This window comes from Tropicibacter sp. S64 (assembly GCF_049803835.1).
GTDB lineage: Bacteria > Pseudomonadota > Alphaproteobacteria > Rhodobacterales > Rhodobacteraceae > Pacificoceanicola.
This window is the reverse complement of record NZ_JBNAGK010000006.1, coordinates 138,465-154,896: the sequence shown is the minus strand read 5'-3', so window position 1 is coordinate 154,896 and position 16,432 is coordinate 138,465. Positions and strand designations below refer to the sequence as shown.

Below are 16,432 nucleotides of genomic sequence, written 5' to 3'. Positions count from 1 at the left end.
AAGGAGACCGCCATGCCCAACCCCACCGCCGCCATGCTCGTCATCGGGGATGAAATCCTCTCCGGGCGCACGCGCGATGCGAACATGCATTATCTCGCGCAGGAGTTCACCAAGCATGGCGTCGATCTCAGGGAGGTGCGTGTGGTCTCTGACGACCGCCCGGCCATCGTTGCGGCGCTGAACGCTCTGCGCAAGGGTTTCGACGTGGTGGTGACGAGCGGCGGGATCGGTCCGACCCATGACGACATCACCGCCGATTGCGTGGCCGAGGCCTTTGGGGTGCATATCGACGTGCGGGACGATGCCCGCGCTCTGCTGGCTGCGCATTACGAACGGCAGGGGGTGGAGTTCAACGCCGCTCGCCAACGGATGGCGCGGATTCCGGATGGGGCGACGCTGATCGACAACCCGGTGAGCATCGCGCCCGGCTTCACCATGGAGAACGTGCATGTCATGGCCGGGGTCCCGGCGGTGTTCCAGGCCATGGTGGCCAGTATCCTGCCACATCTCACCGGCGGCGCCCCGCTCCTGAGCCAGAGCTTGCGGATCATGCGGGGCGAGGGAGAGATCGCCGAACCGCTGGCAGCCCTGGCGCAGCGCTATCCGGATTTGTCCATGGGTTCGTACCCGTTCCAGCGCGATGGCGTCTATGGCGCAAATGTCGTGATCCGCGGCAGCGACGGCGGCAGGGTGGAGCGGGCGATGGCAGAGCTTGCGGGGTTGTTTCCGGCGTGACGGGGGCAGCGCATTCAACCGATGGACAGCGCCCCAACCCCACGCCATAAACGGGGCATGATGGACAATCGCCCTACTGACGATCGGCTTTTTGCAACGATCAACGCCACTTGGCCCGCCGCCGCGACGGTGAAGGCCGGTCCCTGGCTGCTGCGAGAGGGGCGGGGCGGGGGCAAGCGGGTCTCGGCGGCCTCTGCGTTTGGTGACTGGCAGGAGGACGACATCTCCGCCGCCGAGAAGGCGATGCAACTGATGGGGCAGACCCCGCTCTTTACCCTGAGGCCCGAGGACGGGAAGCTGGACGAAACGTTGGCCGAAATGGGCTATACGGCGGTCGATGCCACCGTGATCCGACTGGTTCGCGCCCGCGATCTGACGGACCGTCCCTTGCCGCGCGTCTGCGCCTTCACCATCTGGGAGCCGCTCGCCATCATGCGCGAGATCTGGGAGGTCGGCGGCATCGGCGAGGCCCGGCAGGCGATCATGGAGCGGGTGAGCGTTCCGAAGACCGGCATTTTCGGCCGCGTGTCGGACAGCCCAGGTGGCACGGCCTTCTGCGCAATCCATGATGGCATCTGCATGTTGCACGCGCTGGAAATCCTGCCGCATCAGCGCAAGAAGGGGCTCGGCGGCTGGATGATGCGCGCCGCGGCCTTCTGGGCGGTGGCGAACGGGGCGGAATGGCTGGCGATCCTCGTGACCAAGGGCAACGTGGGCGGCAATGCCCTCTATGCTTCCCTCGGTATGGAGATCGTGGGAGAGTACCACTACCGAATGCTGCCGCAGAGGGAGGAGGCCTGAGATGGCAAAAGACACCGTGACAAACCCCACCGCGCTCGACCTGCCGATGGTCGATCCCTTGCCGCCGGAGACGCAGAAGTATTTCGACGTCTGCCAGGACAAGCTCGGCATGGTGCCGAACGTGCTCAAGGCCTATGCCTTCGACATCGACAAGCTGAATTGCTTCACCGCGCTCTACAACGATCTGATGCTGGCCCCCTCCGGGCTGACGAAGCTGGAGCGCGAGATGATCGCGGTGGTCGTCTCCTCGGTCAACAAGTGCTTCTATTGCCTCACGGCGCATGGCGCGGCGGTGCGGCAGCTGTCGGGCGATCCGAAGCTCGGCGAGATGATGGTGATGAACTGGCGCGTGGCGGATCTGGATGCGCGGCAGACCGCGATGCTGGCCTTTGCGGAGAAGATGACGAAGGCGAGCGCCGAGATCGTGGAGGCGGACCGGCAGGGGCTGCGCGATGTCGGCTTCACGGACCGCGACATCTGGGACATCGCCAACGTGGCGGGGTTCTTCAACATGACAAACCGGGTGGCCAGCGCGACGGACATGCGACCGAACGATGACTATCACGCGGCGGCTCGCTGATCTGGCTGTCTGCCTGCTGGCGGGCGCGGCGCAGGCGCAGGACCTGTCCCTGCCCGCCGGGGCCAGCCTGACGCGGGAGGTCACCCAGGAGGCGGGGGCCTATGACCTGCCGATCGCGCCCTGGACCGCGGATGGTGGCCTGCCGACGCGGCGGATCGAGGGCGCGGTGACAGCGCAAAGCTGGCGCATCGAGGGTAGCGGCCTGACGCCCCTGCAACTGATCGCGCCCTTGCGGGACCAGCTGACCGGGGCGGGGTACGAGATCGTGCTCGACTGTCTCGCCCGCGCCTGCGGCGGCTTCGACTTCCGGTTCGACACGCTGGTCCTGCCGGCACCGCAGATGTTCGTGGACCTGACGGATTACATCGCGGTGTCTGCGGTGAGCGAGACGGGCGGGGCGGTGTCGCTGATCGCCAGCCGCGATGCGACATCGGCTTACCTCCAGATCATCCGCGCCGGAACCGGCGGGCAGACCCGGGCGAACGGCGCGCCGGTGAGGCCGGCGGTATCGCAGAGCCCCGGGACCGCCGAAACAGGAGACGTGGTCACGCGGCTCGAAACTGCAGGACACGCGATCCTGCACGACATGGTGTTTCAGACCGGCTCCTCTTCCCTCGGGGACGGCACGGTGCCTTCGCTCGACACCATCGCGGCGTATCTCAAAGCCAATCCGGCCCGCACCGTGCTGTTCGTCGGGCATACCGATGCGATTGGATCTCTCGCGGGCAATCAGGCGCTGTCGCGCAAACGGGCGGCCTCCGCGGTGACTTACCTGCGCCAGCGTCATGGCATCCCGGAGAGCCAGATCGGCGCGGAAGGGGTCGGCTACCTGTCCCCCGTGGCGAGCAACCTCACCTCGGAGGGGCGGGAGGCGAACCGGCGGGTGGAGGCGGTGCTGATCTCCACGGAATGATCATGCCCGGCGGCGCGGGGCGACAAGGCGCTTCAGGCTCGACAGCCCGCCGACGAGGAAGGCGAGCAGCGCCGTGATCCCGAGCCATCCGCCAAGGAATCCGCTTCCGGCAAAGACAGCGCCCTCGAAGGTGATCGGCGCGGCGGGCTTGTAGGTCTCCAGTGCCCGGCGTGCGATGTCCCGGTCCCCCAGATGCGTGGCCAGTTTCGCCCGCATGAACGGTCCGGCCCCTTCCAGCGCCGCCAGGTCCGCCTGAAGCGTGTCGTGCCGGGCGATGTCTGCCCGGATGTTCGCCGCCTGCATGGCGCTGAGGTCGCCCTCCGCGCCCAGCTGCTCGATCAGCCCGTCGAGGTCCAGCCCGACTGTCGCGGCGTCGCGTTCGTAGCGGGTGATCTGCCGTGACAACTCATCGACCGCGCCGCCGAGGCGCTGCATGTACTGCTGCGAATATTCCGGAAACTGCGAAAAGGTGGCAGCGCCGCTCAAACCGCCCGCAAGGGCCAGGGCTCGTCCGATCATGCCGTGCACTCCTGCTCTGCAGCGTCCCGCTTTTGACTTGAATCATCCAGTGGCGCCGATGTCCCGAGAATGCCGAAGGCATGGAAGGGTAGCGGCGTCTCAAGTTCAAGGCGGGGCGCTTTAACCGGCGTTCTGACGACGCCTGCGGGCACAGTATCACAATCCGCGCGGGCCTGTCCAAACTGGCTTGGGTGCGGCCCGCCGGGGTTACTCGCTGGCGGGAGCCGTGGTCTGGTCCGGTTCCGGCATGGCTTCGGAACTCATGCCGTCCAGCGACGTCATCAGACTGGTCACCTCCCGGTCGAGCCAGATCCGAAGCCCGTCGACCCAGGCGACGTAACCGTCCACCATCGGCGCCACCTGCGGAATGGCGGACTTGATCTGCGGCGCGGAGACGTAGACCGCGACCAGGACCGCGAAGAGCAGCACGATGAAAAAGAACCCCCGGGCAAAGCCGCCGCCGGATCTGACCGGCTTGCTGTCGCTCACGGTCACGCGGCCCTCGTCGGCATCGGTGACCCGGCTGCGCGGTTCGGAACTGGCCCGGAGCGTCTGGTTGATCTCTTCCACGTCCGGCAACAGCTCACGCCGGGATTCCGCCACGGCGGCGGAGGCCGCGGCGGCCGCGCGGCCCGCGCCTTCCTCGGTCGGGCGGCTGCGTCTGCGGCGCGGCGATTGCTCCGGGTGCTCCTCGGGCGCGGCCTCGGCGGGCGTCTCCGCCTTCAGGTCCTCGCCCCGGATGTGTGCCATGCGGGCACGGGCTTCTCGGGCACGCCGCGCGGGGGCGTCCTCGCTCGGCTCTTCCAGTCCGAGATCCTGTTGCATCTCGAAAGTCTCGGCCTCGGCCTGACGACGGCGGCGCTCCCGCTCTGCCTCCTCGCGGAGCACCTCGGCAACCTGCGGGTCAAGCTCGCGGCGACGCGGCTCCGGCGCAGCCTCCGGTTCCCAGTCGTCCTCGTCCTCGTCGTCGTGGCCAGCCTCGTCCCGTGCGGCGGGCTGCACCAGGGCGCGGTCGCCCTCGTCCTCGTCTTCCTCCGGCTCCCAGGTTTCGGGCTCCGGCGCGGCACCCTGTTCCTCGGCAAGGGCGGTGTCATGGTCGGGGTGCGCCTGGAACCAGGTATGCGCGCAATTGGAGCATTGCACGTCGCGCCCGGTGTCGGGGATCACCTCTGCGGGCACCTCGTATTGGGCGCCGCAATTGGGGCAGATCAGCCGAATTCTGCTCACGTCCTGTCCTTCTGTTCTTCGAGGCACGGATTCTTCTGCATAAGTTGCCCGGCTACAGGGGAAATGTCCAATCCTTAACCGCGGTACATTGAAACCGGCTCCAACCTGTAGCAAATAGGGGCAACCACGACAAAAGGGTGCGGGGCAGACCGGCGTGATCGAGCTTGAAAACGTGGCCTATGCCTACAGCGGCGAGGCGCTGCTGACGGACATCAGCCTGAGCCTGCCTCCCGGGTCCTTCCACTTCCTGACAGGCCCCTCCGGCGCTGGCAAGACGACCTTCCTCAAGCTGTGCTACGGCGCGTTGCGCCCCACCTCCGGATCGCTGCGGCTGTTCGGCGAGGACCTTGCAGGGTTCGACCGTGACGCGGTGGCGATGGCACGGCGACGGATCGGAGTGGTGCACCAGGACTGCCAGTTTCTCGATCACCTTCCGGTGATCGAGAATATCGCCCTGCCGCTGAGCGTCTCCGGCCATGCGGTGCAGGACGAGATGGACAACCTGCACGAGTTGTTGACCTGGGTTGGCCTGACCGGACGCGCCGATGCACTGCCGCCGGAGCTTTCCGGCGGTGAGCGGCAGCGGGCGGCGCTTGCCCGCGCCCTGATCCTCTCGCCGGACATCATCCTCGCCGACGAGCCGACAGGCAACGTCGATTGGGAGATGTCGCAACGGCTGCTGCGGCTGCTGGTCGAGCTGAACAAGATGGGCAAGACGGTGATGATCGCCACCCATGACCTTGCCCTGATCCGCGCCGCCAAGGCGCAGGTGCAGGCGCGGGTGCTGCGCATCTCCGACCGCAGCATCCTCTCGGCGGGGGCGGACCTGTGAACGGCTGGATGCAGATGATGCGCGCGGTGCTGACCCGCGACGCGGGCGCCGACCGAGTTGTGCCGCCCGCCGGGTTCACCGTCTGGCTGACGGTGTTCACCAGCGGGGCCATGGCCTTCCTGACGGTGTTTGCGCTGGCGCTGTCGCTGGCCTCCGGCCGGCTCGCGTCGACCTGGGATACCGAACTGGCCCGCTCCGCGACGCTGCGGATCTCCGCGCCCGCCGGGCAGATGGCGGAACAGACCGCCGCTGCGCTCAAGGTGCTGGAACAGACCCCCGGCGTCGCCTCCGCCCGGGCGCTGAGCGCCGACGAGCAGAAGGCCCTGCTGGAGCCTTGGTTCGGCCCGGACCTGCCGATCGAAAGCCTGCCGGTGCCGCAACTGATCGAGGTGCAGGAAGACGGGAGCGGTTACGACAGCGAGGGCCTGCGGTTGCGCCTGCAGGCCGAGGTTCCCGGCGCCGTTCTCGACGAGCACACCCGCTGGCGCCGCCCCCTGATCGCCGCCGCGGCGCGGCTGCGGTTGCTTGGATGGACCTCGATCCTGCTGATCGGCGCGGCGACGGGGGCCATGGTGATCCTCGCCGCCAATGCCGCGCTCTCTGCCAACGCCCGGGTCATCGCGGTGCTGCGCCTCGTCGGCGCGACAGACGCCTATATCGCCAGCGCCTTCGTCCGCCGCTTCACCCTGCGCACGCTGATCGGCGCCGGGGCGGGGGCGTTGCTCGGGCTGATCGCGATCCTCTTCATGCCCGGCGCGGGCGATGCGGGGGCGTTCCTCACCGGGCTGCGCTTCCAGGGGCTGCACTGGGTCTATCCGGTCCTCGTGCCCCCATTGGCGGCGCTGGTGGCGTTCCTGGCCACCGGCTATGCCGCCCGCCGCGTACTGGAAAGGCTCGACTGATGCTGCAATGGGTCCGTTCCTGGATATTTCTTTTCCAGATGTATCTCGCCATGGCCGTCCTCGGCATCCTGTTCTTTCCCTTCGCGGTGTTCTCGCGCCGGGCGGCGCGTCTTGCCTGCCGGCTCTACGCCAAATGGGTGCGCTGGAGCGCGTCCTGGCTGGTCGGTCTCAGGAGCGAGATCCGGGGCGAGATCCCCACCGGCGAGGTGGTCATCGCCGCCAAGCACCAGTCCTTCTTCGACATCATCCTGATCTTTGGCGCGGTCCCCGCCGCCAAGTTCATCATGAAGCGCGAGCTTCTGTGGACACCGTTCATCGGCCTTTACGCCTGGCGCATCGGCTGCGTGCCGGTGAACCGGGGCAAACGGGCGCAGGCCATCACCCGCATGATGCGCGACGTGGAAAAGGGCACCGCCGAGCCGGGGCAGTTGATCATCTACCCGCAAGGCACCCGCGTCGCCCCGGGAAAGCACATCCCCTACAAGGTGGGTGCCGCCGTGCTGTACAAGCAATTGCAGCAGCCCTGCGTGCCCGCCGCCACCAATGTCGGCGTGTTCTGGCCGCGCACGGGAATCTATCGCAAGCCGGGTCTGGCGGTGGTCGAATTCCTGCCGATGATCCCGCCGGGCGTCCCCCAGGCGGAATTCGTCACCCGACTTGAACAAGAGGTGGAACACGCGTCCAATGCGCTGATGAAGGAGGCCGGATTCGATGCGGGTACTGCAAACGCTTGACGATCTGCACGCGCTCTACGGCGAGCCCGTGCCGTTGTCGCTGACCAAGGTGGCGGATCACCTCACGCCGTCCTATCGCGCGTGGATCGAGGGCAGCGTGTTCTGCGTCCTCTCCACGGTCGGCCCGGAGGGTGTCCATGGAACCCCGCGCGGCGATGATGGTCCGGTGGTGCGGGTGACGAATGAAAAGACCATTCTGATGCCCGACTGGTGGGGCAACAACCGGCTGGATGCGCTGCGTGACATCATCCGCGACCCGCGGATCGCGCTGCTGTTCCTCGTGCCGGGGAGCACCACCACGATCCGGGTCAACGGCCGTGCCGTGTTGACCGACGATGCGGAACTGCGTGAGAGCTTCCGCAAGAAGACCCGCCTACCGGCAACGGTGATGGTGATCACGGTCGACGAGGTCTACAGCCAATGCGCCAAGGCGCTGATCCGATCGCGCCTCTGGACCCGCGACGACAAGGATGCGGTGCCGACGGTTGGCCAGATCATGGCGGAACTGACGGACGGGCGCGAAGGCGGCGCGGAATATGACCGCACCTACGTGGAACGGGCGCAGCCGAAACTCTGGTGACTTCGGCGCGGCGGAGGTATCCCGCTTGACCGTCGCACCCTCACAACCGTCGCAACCCCACCCAACCCTCCCCACAGGGGAGGGCATGGCGCCGCGTAGACCCGTGCCGTCGCGGAAGGGCGCTTCGCGCACAGCGAGCTGAACCATAGCGCCGATGGAGAGGGCGCGCAGCTGGGGTTCACGCCGGCTTCGCATGACAGGCGTGGTGCCGATCTCCGAACCGGTGCGTTCTCCCCGCATCTCACGCGCCCTAGCGAAGAGGAACGGGCTGATCTCTCCAACCTGTACGCAGAGGCACGCTGGAAGAGCGGCAGGCCCGTATTGCCTCGACCAGGCGTTCGTTTGCGCCGACATTGCCAAAACGGCGCGGGCAGCACGAGCCGATCAGCTGCACCGCGCACATCCACGAGAAAATCTGGCTGGGCGTAGAGAGTGTGCTGACCGGTCAGGCCCTTGCGCGCAGTCTCCGTGTGGCCCTGTTGCGGCCCCGGCCATGGGCGAAGGCCGCCAGTGCAAGCAGCGCCGCGACGAGCGCAAGCGCCCCTTTGGTTTCCGGACCCGGCTTCAGGTTTTCCGTGGCGTTTGCGTTCACTGGCGGCGCGGGCAGCAGTCCGTCCGCATCGAGCCGGGCATAATCCGCCGCGGTCAGCGGCAGCACGTCCTGCGCTTCGCAGCTTTGGACTGCCAGCGTGTGGCCGGTCACTGTCTCACGCAGGGGCCAGGAAAACACGCTGAGCATATCGGTCTCCGCGCAGAGCAGCATCGGTGCGCCGTCTGCGCCAGGCACGCCACTTTCGCCGACGAGGACACGGCTATGCTGCGTCTGGATCGGCGCGGCTTGCACCGCCCCGGCGCAGACGCAAATCGCCACGCCTATGGCCCCCATGACCCCCAGGTCCTTCATGATACCGACTCACCACTTCTTGCCCGTTGTTGTCCTGGCAGGGACATCGGGCGAAACTGTTGCACGGATAAGGTTAATTCGCGGCGGTGCACCGGCAAGAAAAAACCGGGAGACTGGTGTCTCCCGGTGTATTATCTTGTGGATAACCCTATGGATCAGGCGTGGATCGCGCCGTCGCCGCAGGCGAGGGCCGCCTCGCGCACCGCTTCCGAGAAGGTCGGGTGCGCATGGCAAGTCAGCGCGATGTCCTCGGCCGAGGCCCCGAATTCCATGCCGACGCAGATCTCGTGGATCAAGTCGCCCGCGCCCGGGCCGATGATGTGGCAGCCGAGGACGCGGTCCGTTTCCTTGTCCGCGAGCAGTTTCACGAAGCCTTCACCCTGGAAGACGGCCTTGGCGCGGCCGTTGCCCATGAAGGAGAACTTGCCGACCTTGTAGGCGACGCCGTCCTTCTTGAGCTGGTCCTCGGTCTTGCCGACGGACGCCACTTCCGGCGCGGTGTAGATCACGCCCGGGATCACGCCGTAATTCACGTGGCCGTGCTTGCCCGCGATGACCTCGGCGACGGCCATGCCCTCGTCTTCGGCCTTGTGCGCCAGCATCGGGCCTTCGATGGCGTCGCCGATGGCGTAGATGCCCTTGGCGGTGGTCTGCCAATGGTCGTCCGTCTTGACCTGTCCGCGCTCGGTCAGCTCGACGCCCACGCCTTCGAGGCCGAGACCATCGGTGTACGGACGGCGGCCGGTGGCGCAGAGCACCACGTCCGCTTCGGTCGTGTGCTCGCTGTCATCCTTGCGGAGCTTGTAGGTGACGGTGGCCTTGCCGCCCTTGGTTTCGACCTTTTGCACCGCCGCGCCCATGGTGAATTTCAGGCCCTGCTTGGACAGGATGCGCTGGAACGTCTTCTGGACCTCGCTGTCCATGCCGGGGGTGATGGCGTCGAGGAATTCGATCACCTCGACCTCCGCGCCAAGGCGGGCGTAAACGCTGCCCATTTCGAGACCGATCACACCGGCACCAATGACGACCATGCGCTTCGGAACCTTCGGCAGCGCCAGCGCGCCGGTGGAGGTCACGACGACCTTCTCGTCGACGGTCACGTCCGCGCCGGGCACCGGCGAGGGCTCGGAGCCGGACGCGATCACGATGGCCTTGGCCTCGTGGATCTCGTCACCGACCTTGACCTTGCCGGCCTCGGGAATGGAGCCCCAGCCCTTGAGCCAGTCGACCTTGTTCTTCTTGAACAGGAATTCGATGCCCTTGGTGTTCTGGCCGATGACGTCATCCTTGTAGGCGAGCATCTGTTTCCAGTCGACCTTCACCTTCCCTGCGCTCAGGCCCATTTTCTCGAAGTTGTGCTCGGCCTCGTGCAGTTGGTGGGACGCATGCAGCAGGGCCTTCGACGGGATGCAGCCGACGTTCAGGCAGGTGCCGCCGAGAGTCTCGCGGCCTTCGACGCAGGCGGTCTTGAGGCCGAGCTGGGCGCAGCGGATGGCGCAGACATAGCCGCCGGGGCCGCCGCCGATGATGATCACGTCATAAGATGCCATTTTGATGTCCTTTCCTTGAGGCGGGAAGAGGGCTCCGCCCTCTCTGGGCCTTCGGCCCATTCACTCCCGGGATATTTGAAGCACAAAGAAATCGGGCGGTCATGTCAGAGCCCGGATGAGCAGGTAGACCGTGGCGAGGAAGCCGACGATCCAGATGTAGCTGCGCCAGGGGCTCAGCCCGAAGAGGTAGGCGGGCAGATAGAGCACGCGGGCGATGAGATAGACCACGGCGACGGCGCCGGTCGAATGGGTCGCCTTGTCGGCGTAGGTGATGACCAGCGCGGCGATGGCGAAGAGTATGAGGCCCTCGAAATGGTTGTTCATCGCCCGCTGCGCCCGGCCCGCGACGCCGGTGAGCGTGCGGGGCGTGTCGCGCGGGGAGAGGGCGTAGCCCGTGCCGACCTGCATCTGCGCCGTGACCGAGTAGATCAGGAAATGCACCACCTGCAGGAGGGCTGCGAGAGTGAGGGCGGTGAGTTCGGGGGTCATGACAGCAGGCTCGCGATGATCATGACGAAGCAGGCGAGGAAGCCGAGGATGAAGATGTAGCTGCGCAAGGGCACCCAGCCGAAGCGGTAGGCGGGCAAGTAGAGGGCGCGCGCCAGGACGAAGGTCCAGGCGGCCAGCGCGGTGATCCAGCTGTTCGTCTCCGTGAAGGAGACGAGGACCACGGCGGTGACGAAGAGGCCGGTGTTCTCGACATGATTGCCGAGAGCGCGGCGCAGGCGGAGCGTCTCCTCGGAGAGACGCTCCTCCAGTCCTTCTCGGGTGCCGACGTTGCCCGCATGGCCGATGTCACGCTCGAGCGACCTCTGCGACCAGAGGACAGCGACGAGATGGATGAGGGCCGTGGCGGCCAGCGCGGCAAGCTCGTAGGTCATGCGGTCCTCAGGAAATGCGCGGCGGCGGGGGCGTGGCCGAGGGCGGCGGACTTGTCGAGCCAGGCCTTCGCCCTTGCCTCGTCGGCGACTTCGTAAAGCTGCCAACTGGCGCTGCCCTCGGTCCAGCGTTGCAGCAGGGAGAGGCCCGCATTGGCGCGGTTCTCCGCCTCGCTGTCGAAGGCGGAAGCGTCGAATGTGTCGTGGCGGGTGAGAAGTTGCAGGGTCATGGCGTGGTCTCCGGTCTGGGGTGCCCGGCGGTGTCGTCGTTGAACGGTTTGCCCCGGATCGCCTCGTAGCGATGATGGAACAACGCCGCCTGGCCCGGTCGGTTGCACGTCATGTCCTTCAAACCCAGCCGCATGTCCGCGAGTGCGGAGTGGACCCCCGCCGCGATCTGCGAAGGAGTGGAATTTCCCTCCGCGATCCAGGACAGCATCCGGTCGCGCGTCGCGACGTGATCGGCAAGAAGCTCACGCTCCCACATGGTGCCAAGTCCCTGAAATGCCTCGATGGCGGCCTCGAAACAGTCGTAGAGCCGGTGGAATTCGGCAAGAAGCTGGTCTCGGGTGCGGCGCGGCATGAAGCCTTCTCCGAAGGGAAAGCCGGGCGGAACGGGTCCGCCCGGCGATGGTCGATTACAAATCCATCAACAACCGGCGCGGGTCTTCCAGCGCTTCCTTGACACGAACAAGGAACGTCACCGCGCCTTTGCCGTCGACGATGCGGTGATCGTAGGACAGCGCGAGATACATCATCGGGCGGATCTTGATCTCGCCGCTGATGACCATCGGGCGGTCCTGGATCTTGTGCATGCCGAGGATGCCGGACTGCGGGGGGTTGAGGATCGGCGAGGACATCAGCGAGCCGTAGACGCCGCCGTTCGAGATGGTGAAGGTGCCGCCCTGCATTTCCGCCATGGAGAGCTTGCCGTCGCGGGCGCGTTTGCCCTTTTCGGCAATCGCCTTCTCGATCTCCGCAAAGGACATCTGGTCAGCGTCGCGGATCACCGGCACCACGAGACCCTGCGGCGTGCCCGCGGCAATACCCATGTGCACGAAGTTCTTGTAGACGATGTCCGTGCCGTCAATCTCCGCGTTGACTTCGGGCACCTCTTTCAGCGCGTGGCAGCAGGCCTTCGTGAAGAAGGACATGAAGCCGAGGCGCACGCCGTGCTTCTTCTCGAAGAGGTCCTTGTATTCGTTGCGCAGGGCCATGGTCTCCGTCATGTCCACCTCGTTGTAGGTGGTCAGGATCGCGGCGGTGTTCTGCGCGTCCTTCAGACGGCGCGCGATGGTCTGGCGCAGGCGGGTCATCTTGACGCGCTCCTCGCGGGCGGCGTCATCGGCGGGAACCGGGGCGCGCGGCGCGGAGGCAGGAGCCGAAGCGGCCGGAGCGGACTTCGCGGCAGCCACGGCGGCGGCGACGTCGGCCTTCGTGGCGCGGCCATCGCGGCCGGTGCCGGTCACCTGATCGCGGCTGATGTTGGCCTCGGCCATGGCCTTTTCGGCGGCGGGGCCGTCCTTGATGTCGGCCTTCGGACCGGCGTTGCCCGCGGGCGGCGTGCTGTACTGGGTGTCGGCCTTGGCTTCGGCCTTCGGCGCGGCGGCACCCTCTCCGGCGGAAATCACCGCCAGCTTGCCATTGGCCTGCACCGTCGCGCCTTCCCCGGCGACGATCTCGGTCAGGGTGCCGGAGGCGGGCGCCGGAACCTCGACGCTGACCTTGTCGGTTTCCAGCTCGCACAGCATTTCGTCCTGGGTGACGCTGTCGCCAACCTTCTTGAACCAGGTCGAAACGGTCGCTTCGGTCACGCTCTCGCCCAACGTCGGGACCATGACGTCCACCGCCTCGCCGCCGTTCGCGGGTTTGAGGCCGACTTCTTCCTTCTGCGACCCCTCGGCCCGTGGCTTGGTCTCTTCCGGGCCGGCGGCGGCGCCTTCCGAGATGTTGGCGAGCAGGGCGTCCACGCCCACGGTCTCACCCTCACCGGCGACGATGTCGGCCAGCGTGCCGGCGACGGGAGAGGGCACCTCCACCGTCACCTTGTCGGTTTCCAGCTCACAGAGCATCTCGTCCACGGCGACAGCATCACCCGGCTTCTTGAACCAGGTTGCCACGGTTGCCTCGGACACCGATTCCCCGAGCGTGGGGACGCGCACTTCGGTCATTGTCTCATTTCCTTCTTCTGGCCCAGCCTTTTCGCTGCGGGCGTTATTCGATGGTCAGCGCTTCGTTCACGAGCGCTTCTTGCTGGGCCTTGTGGTTCGAGGCGAGGCCGGTTGCCGGGGAGGCGGATGTGGCGCGGCCGACGTAACGCGGACGCTTGTGCGCCGCGTCGATGCGGCCGAGCACCCATTCGAGGTTCGGCTCGATGAAGGTCCAGGCACCTTGGTTCTTCGGCTCTTCCTGGCACCAGATCATCTCGGCGTTCTTGAACCGCTCCAGCTCCTTGACGGCGGACATGGCCGGGAAGGGGTAGAACTGCTCGAAACGCAGGATGTAGACATCGTCGATGCCTCGGGCGTCGCGCTCTTCCAGCAGGTCGAAGTAGACCTTGCCCGAACACATGACCACGCGCTTGATCTCGGTGTCCGGCTTGAGCTTCGTATCCGAGTTGCCCTTCTCCGCATCGTCCCAGAGGACGCGGTGGAAGGAGGAACCGGGCAGGAAATCCTCGGCCTCGGAGATGCAGAGCTTGTGACGCAGCAGCGATTTCGGCGTCATCAGCACCAGCGGCTTGCGGTAGGAGCGGTGCAGCTGGCGGCGCAGGATGTGGAAGTAGTTCGCCGGGGTCGAGCAGTTGGCCACGATCCAGTTGTCCTGGCCGCACATCTGCAGGAAGCGTTCGAGGCGGGCGGAAGAGTGCTCCGGCCCCTGACCCTCGAAGCCGTGCGGCAGCAAGCAGACGAGGCCCGACATGCGCAGCCACTTCGACTCGCCCGAAGAGATGAACTGGTCGAACATGATCTGCGCGCCGTTTGCGAAGTCACCGAACTGCGCTTCCCAGAGCGTCAGCGCGTTGGGCTCCGCCAGCGAATAGCCGTACTCGAAGCCGAGCACCGCGTATTCCGACAGCGCCGAGTCGATCACTTCGTAATTTGCCTGCCCCTCCCGGATGTGGTTGAGCGGGTAGTAGCGCTCTTCCGTTTCCTGGTTGATGAAGCCGGAGTGCCGCTGGGAGAAGGTGCCACGGGTGCTGTCCTGCCCGGCGAGGCGCACGGGATAACCTTCGGTCTGCAGCGAGCCGAAGGCCAGCGCCTCGGCGGTCGCCCAGTCGAACCCCTTGCCGCTTTCGAACATCGCCGCGCGGGTCTCCACCAGCCGGCCGACGGTCTTGTGCAGCGGGAAGCCGTCCGGCACGCGGGTCAGCGCGGTGCCGATCTCCTGCATCGTCTCGGGTTTGATGGAGGTCTTGCCGCGCTGGTACTTGCCCTGCTTCTGCTTGTCGAGATGTGACCAGCGGCCGTCGAGCCAGTCCGCCTTGTTCGGCTTGTAGGTCTTCCCGGCCTCGAACTCCTCGTTCAGATGCGCCTGGAAGGCGGCCTTCATGTCCTCGATCTCGCCTTCCGGGATCAGCCCGTCCTTTACCAGCCGCTCGGTGTAGAGCGTCAGCGTGGTCTTCTGCTTCTTGATCTTGGTGTACATGATCGGGTTGGTGAACATGGGCTCGTCGCCCTCGTTGTGACCGAACCGGCGGTAGCAGAACATGTCGATGACCACGTCCTTGCCGAATTTCTGGCGGAACTCGGTGGCCACCTTGGCGGCGTGCACCACGGCCTCCGGGTCATCGCCGTTGACGTGGAAGATCGGCGCCTCGACCACCAGAGCGTTGTCGGTGGGGTAGGGCGAGGAGCGCGAGAAGTGCGGCGCAGTGGTGAAGCCGATCTGGTTGTTCACCACGATGTGGATGGTGCCGCCGGTGCGGTGACCACGCAGGCCGGAGAGCGCGAAGCACTCCGCCACGACGCCCTGTCCGGCAAAGGCGGCATCGCCGTGCAGCAGGATCGGCATGACCTTCTTGCGCTCGGAGTCGTGCATCTGGTCCTGCTTGGCGCGGACCTTTCCAAGAACCACCGGGTTCACCGCCTCGAGGTGCGAGGGGTTGGCCGTCAGCGACAGGTGCACCGTGTTGCCGTCGAACTCGCGGTCCGAGGAAGCACCGAGGTGATACTTCACGTCGCCGGAGCCGTCGACGTCCTCGGGCTTGAAGCTGCCGCCCTGGAATTCGTTGAAGATCGCCTTGTAGGGCTTCTGCATCACGTTCGCCAGGACCGACAGGCGGCCGCGGTGCGGCATCCCGATGACGATCTCCTTGACGCCGAGGTTGCCGCCGCGCTTGATGATCTGCTCCATCGCCGGGATCAGGCTTTCGCCGCCGTCGAGACCGAACCGCTTGGTGCCCATGTACTTGACGTGCAGGAACTTCTCGAAGCCCTCGGCCTCGACCATCTTGTTCAGGATCGCCTTGCGCCCCTCGCGGGTGAAGGCGATTTCCTTGCCGAAGCCCTCGATGCGCTCCTTGAGCCACGCACTTTGTTCCGGGTCGGAGATGTGCATGTATTGCAGCGCAAAGGTGCCGCAGTAGGTCCGCTTCACGATCGACAGGATCTCGCGCAGCGAGGCGATCTGCAGACCGAGCACGTTGTCGATGAAGATCGGGCGGTCCATGTCGGCCTCGGTGAAGCCGTAGGACTTCGGATCGAGCTCCGGGTGGCTGGAGTTGTCGCGCATGCCCAGCGGGTCCAGATCAGCGGCGAGGTGGCCGCGGATGCGGTAGGCGCGGATGATCATCAGCGCCCGGATGCTGTCCAGCACCGCCCGTTGGATCGCGTCGTCGGAGACGGTCACGCCCTTGGCTTCGGCGGCCTCCTTGATCTTCTTGCCCGCGCCCCGGGCTTCGGCGGGCACCGCCGGCATCGGCCATTCGCCGGTCAGGGCGCCGGTGATGTCATCCGCCGGGGCAGGCGGCCAGTCGGCGCGCGCCCAGGACGGGCCGGAGGCCTCTTTCTTGACGTCCATGCCGTCGTCGCCGAGCTGGGCAAAGAACTCCTGCCAGGCCGCGTCCACGGCATTCGGGTCATTCGCATAACGCGCGTACATCTGTTCGAGATATTCCGCGTTGTGCCCCTGCATGAAGCTGGAAGCGTGGAAGAGGTCGTTGGGGCTCTGGTCGTTCATTGGAACACCTCGGGGTTGCGCATCACGGATCGGCCTTGGTCTTGGTTGAAGCTTCGGGAAAGGCGGCCGGCCCGTGGCCGCCTGTCGCGGAGCTTC

18 protein-coding genes are annotated in these 16,432 nt (G+C 66.3%); 8 read left to right on the top strand and 10 right to left on the bottom strand.

What is annotated here, in order from left to right; genetic code table 11:
* Positions 1-12: 12 nt before the first annotated feature.
* Genes ACP159_RS11475 through ACP159_RS11460 form a run of 4 tightly spaced genes read left to right on the top strand, consistent with a single transcriptional unit; the run spans position 13 to position 3,029 of the window.
* The gene (locus tag ACP159_RS11475) at positions 13-735 is read left to right on the top strand and encodes a competence/damage-inducible protein A (RefSeq protein ID WP_425099853.1); all 723 of its coding nucleotides are present in this window, start codon (positions 13-15) and stop codon (positions 733-735) included.
* 57 nt (positions 736-792) lie between these two features.
* Complete coding sequence (locus ACP159_RS11470; protein ID WP_425099852.1) at positions 793-1,536, top strand: GNAT family N-acetyltransferase; 744 nt, start codon at positions 793-795, stop codon at positions 1,534-1,536.
* 1 nt (position 1,537) lies between these two features.
* Positions 1,538-2,116 carry a peroxidase-related enzyme gene (locus ACP159_RS11465; protein ID WP_425099851.1) on the top strand — a complete coding sequence of 193 codons (579 nt, stop codon included), beginning with the start codon at positions 1,538-1,540 and terminating at the stop codon, positions 2,114-2,116.
* Positions 2,091-3,029, top strand: a complete 939-nt coding sequence (locus ACP159_RS11460; protein WP_425099850.1) for an OmpA family protein — start codon at positions 2,091-2,093, stop codon at positions 3,027-3,029. Before ACP159_RS11465 ends, ACP159_RS11460 begins: the two co-directional genes overlap by 26 nt.
* On the opposite strand, the gene ACP159_RS11455 is transcribed toward ACP159_RS11460, so the two are convergent.
* Both ACP159_RS11455 and ACP159_RS11450 read right to left on the bottom strand, forming a co-directional pair.
* Positions 3,030-3,548: a DUF2937 family protein gene (locus ACP159_RS11455; protein WP_425099849.1), complete on the bottom strand. Its 519-nt coding sequence runs from the start codon at positions 3,546-3,548 to the stop codon at positions 3,030-3,032.
* 207 nt (positions 3,549-3,755) lie between these two features.
* Positions 3,756-4,775: a zinc-ribbon domain-containing protein gene (locus ACP159_RS11450; protein WP_425099848.1), complete on the bottom strand. Its 1,020-nt coding sequence runs from the start codon at positions 4,773-4,775 to the stop codon at positions 3,756-3,758.
* A 154-nt stretch (positions 4,776-4,929) separates the two neighbouring features.
* Between ACP159_RS11450 and ACP159_RS11445 the strand changes: the two genes are divergently transcribed.
* The 4 genes from ACP159_RS11445 to ACP159_RS11430 are packed head-to-tail and all read left to right on the top strand — an operon-like array spanning position 4,930 to position 7,823.
* Positions 4,930-5,607, top strand: a complete 678-nt coding sequence (locus tag ACP159_RS11445; protein WP_425099847.1) for a cell division ATP-binding protein FtsE — start codon at positions 4,930-4,932, stop codon at positions 5,605-5,607.
* A gap of 8 nt (positions 5,608-5,615) precedes the next feature.
* Entirely contained in the window at positions 5,616-6,509 is an 894-nt protein-coding gene (locus ACP159_RS11440; protein ID WP_425100018.1) for a cell division protein FtsX, read from the top strand.
* Positions 6,509-7,243: a lysophospholipid acyltransferase family protein gene (locus ACP159_RS11435; RefSeq protein ID WP_425099846.1), complete on the top strand. Its 735-nt coding sequence runs from the start codon at positions 6,509-6,511 to the stop codon at positions 7,241-7,243. The genes ACP159_RS11440 and ACP159_RS11435 overlap by 1 nt, the downstream gene beginning before the upstream one ends.
* Positions 7,221-7,823: a pyridoxamine 5'-phosphate oxidase family protein gene (locus ACP159_RS11430; protein ID WP_425099845.1), complete on the top strand. Its 603-nt coding sequence runs from the start codon at positions 7,221-7,223 to the stop codon at positions 7,821-7,823. Before ACP159_RS11435 ends, ACP159_RS11430 begins: the two co-directional genes overlap by 23 nt.
* A gap of 445 nt (positions 7,824-8,268) precedes the next feature.
* Here the strand turns inward: ACP159_RS11430 and ACP159_RS11425 are convergent, their stop codons facing one another.
* From ACP159_RS11425 to ACP159_RS11390, 8 genes are all read right to left on the bottom strand, one after another.
* Entirely contained in the window at positions 8,269-8,727 is a 459-nt protein-coding gene (locus ACP159_RS11425; protein WP_425099844.1) for a hypothetical protein, read from the bottom strand.
* A gap of 155 nt (positions 8,728-8,882) precedes the next feature.
* Entirely contained in the window at positions 8,883-10,277 is a 1,395-nt protein-coding gene (gene lpdA, locus ACP159_RS11420; RefSeq protein ID WP_425099843.1) for a dihydrolipoyl dehydrogenase, read from the bottom strand.
* A gap of 99 nt (positions 10,278-10,376) precedes the next feature.
* The gene (locus ACP159_RS11415; protein WP_425099842.1) at positions 10,377-10,766 is read right to left on the bottom strand and encodes an MAPEG family protein; all 390 of its coding nucleotides are present in this window, start codon (positions 10,764-10,766) and stop codon (positions 10,377-10,379) included.
* Positions 10,763-11,158: an MAPEG family protein gene (locus ACP159_RS11410; RefSeq protein WP_425099841.1), complete on the bottom strand. Its 396-nt coding sequence runs from the start codon at positions 11,156-11,158 to the stop codon at positions 10,763-10,765. Before ACP159_RS11410 ends, ACP159_RS11415 begins: the two co-directional genes overlap by 4 nt.
* Complete coding sequence (locus tag ACP159_RS11405; RefSeq protein WP_425099840.1) at positions 11,155-11,385, bottom strand: hypothetical protein; 231 nt, start codon at positions 11,383-11,385, stop codon at positions 11,155-11,157. The genes ACP159_RS11410 and ACP159_RS11405 overlap by 4 nt, the downstream gene beginning before the upstream one ends.
* Positions 11,382-11,738, bottom strand: a complete 357-nt coding sequence (locus ACP159_RS11400; RefSeq protein ID WP_425099839.1) for a hypothetical protein — start codon at positions 11,736-11,738, stop codon at positions 11,382-11,384. The genes ACP159_RS11405 and ACP159_RS11400 overlap by 4 nt, the downstream gene beginning before the upstream one ends.
* A 55-nt stretch (positions 11,739-11,793) precedes the next feature.
* Positions 11,794-13,326 (bottom strand): 2-oxoglutarate dehydrogenase complex dihydrolipoyllysine-residue succinyltransferase, encoded by a 1,533-nt coding sequence (odhB, locus tag ACP159_RS11395; protein WP_425099838.1) that lies wholly within the window; start codon positions 13,324-13,326, stop codon positions 11,794-11,796.
* A 43-nt stretch (positions 13,327-13,369) separates the two neighbouring features.
* Entirely contained in the window at positions 13,370-16,336 is a 2,967-nt protein-coding gene (locus ACP159_RS11390; protein ID WP_425099837.1) for a 2-oxoglutarate dehydrogenase E1 component, read from the bottom strand.
* Positions 16,337-16,432 lie beyond the last annotated feature (96 nt).